This window comes from Streptomyces sp. NRRL S-495, assembly GCF_000966955.1.
Lineage (GTDB): Bacteria > Actinomycetota > Actinomycetes > Streptomycetales > Streptomycetaceae > Kitasatospora > Kitasatospora purpeofusca.
Genome location: NZ_JZWY01000986.1, coordinates 1 through 2000 on the forward strand (window position 1 = coordinate 1; position 2000 = coordinate 2000).

The window sequence follows — 2000 nt, forward strand, 5'->3', positions numbered from 1 at the left end:
AGTTGCCGTCGTCGGTGGTCCTGGCCGCGTAGGCCGCCACCGGGAGGTCGTTGAAGTCCGCCACCGCTCGGCCGGCCGCCACCTCGGCGAGGGCCACGGTGTCGTCGTCGAAGCGGTGGACCTGCAAGGGCTTGCCCGCCCGTTCGCAAGCACCCACCTGGCGGCTGACGATCTCGTCCTGGGTCGTGCCGCGCTGTACGGCGACGGTGCGGCCGCAGAGGTCGTCCAGCGTCCGGATCCCCTTCGGGTTGCCCTTCTGCACGATGATCGAAGTCCAGGCGATGAAGTAGTCCACGAAGTCCACGCCCGGCCGACCCGTCGGCATGCCGTTCTCGCCGAGCGCGTTGCGGCGCGCGGGCGTGTCACTGATCCCCGACATCGCCACGTCGAACCGCCTGGCGTTGACACCCGGTATCAGCTCGTCGAACGGCGTGTCGACCAGCTCGATCCGCAGGCCGAGGACGTTCCCCAGCGCTTCGGCCAGGTCCGGGTCGAGACCGGCGGGCTTGCCGTCCGTACCGCGGAACGCGACCGGCGGGTAGTTGAGGTCGGACCCGATCCGCAACACCCCGGCGGCGCGCTGCGCGCTCGGGACGGCCGCCCGGGCCTGGTCCTCGACGCCCGCCGGGGCTTCCGACCCGGTGCAGGCGGCGAGCAGCAGGGCCGACGCGGTGGTGAGGGCCGCCGGCAGGGCCCGACGGTGGGGGAACAGGCCGGAGAGATGGACCACGATGGCGCTCCTCTGCGAGGCAGGGTGGCGCGACCGGCATCCACGAGGGAGCGGCAGCGACCGGGAGGCGGAATCTTGCCATCCGGTTCCGGCTCGACGGGCGGCGGTCATGTCACGATCCGCTATCGGGTTCAACCGCGCCCCGGGTCCACCCCGCCCTTCTTCGGAACAGGCTGGACGGGACAAGGCCCGGCGGGGCGGGGCGAGGCCCGAGGGCCGCGAAGCGGCTCGCCGACGCACGCCGCATGAGCGCGAGCGCGGCGGGGCGACAGGCCCGCGCCACGGGCCCGCGAACGTCCACGTGGTGGACTCGATCGTGCCCGAATCCGGTCGCGGGAGCTGTTCGAGGTGCTCGGGCGCCGCGCCGAACAGGACCGGGCCCTGAACCCCCGCCCTTCGAAGCCCGGGTGATCCTGCACGGCGGGGAACCGCTGCTCGTGAGCCCGGCACGGCCGACCCGAACGGCGGTCCCGACCGGAACCCGTCCGTTGGTCGTCAGGCGCGAACCCCGGGCGTCGGGTCGACGGCCGAATCGGTCGCACCCGGTGGCCGTAGCCCCGGACGGGGGCGGCGGCGAGGAGAGCGACCACTCCCCCGAGCACCATGACGGTGGCCGGCGAGGAACCAGGTGAGGGAGCAGACCGGCACGGCCCCGCAGCCGTGCCCCAGACCGCCGGGGACCTTGCCGCACTGCTCACGGGGGTCCTCGGCACCGGGGTGCGGTGCGCGGCGGCGGGCGGAGCCTCGGAGAACCGGGTGGAGGTCCGACCTCGGCCGGGCTCAGCTGCGGGCGGTCGCAGGGCGCCAGAACGCGCGCAGGCCCTCGGCCGCGGACTCGCCCTGCTCCCGGCCGAGCCGGTGGATCTCCTCCCAGGACTCGCGGTCCCCCGGGTCGGCGTCCAGGAGGCGCACGGCCGGCAGCTCGGGGGCCAGGACGCGGGCGGGCCCGGGCGCGGCGCCGGGGTGACGGTGCGCCAGCGGCTCGACCACCACCATCGTGCGGGCGCCGGCCGCCAGGTCGGCGTTCGTACCGGCCCGCAGGGCGCCGTCCAGGTAGTGCCGGCCGTCGACCGCCACGGGCGGCTCGAAGCCCGGGAACGCGCTGGAGGCGGCGACCGCGCGGACCAGCGGAACGCCCGAGGCGGCCTCCCACACGACCGGCTCACCGCTCTCGGCGTCGACGGCCGGGATCAGCAACCTGCGCGACGGCCAGGTGTCGGCGCCGATCAGCGCGGCACGCTGGGCGACCACCCGCTCCTCCGCCTCCGCG

At 75.3% G+C, this 2000-nt stretch carries 2 protein-coding genes; both read right to left on the minus strand.

Annotation, left to right across the window (positions count from 1 at the left end):
- The coding region (locus VR45_RS37475) for an ABC transporter substrate-binding protein (RefSeq protein WP_052709679.1) at nucleotides 1–730 on the minus strand (730 nt) is incomplete at its 3' end.
- A gap of 780 nt (nucleotides 731–1510) precedes the next feature.
- Nucleotides 1511–2000: patatin-like phospholipase family protein (locus VR45_RS47575; RefSeq protein WP_045944416.1), on the minus strand; the 490-nt coding region annotated here is incomplete at its 5' end.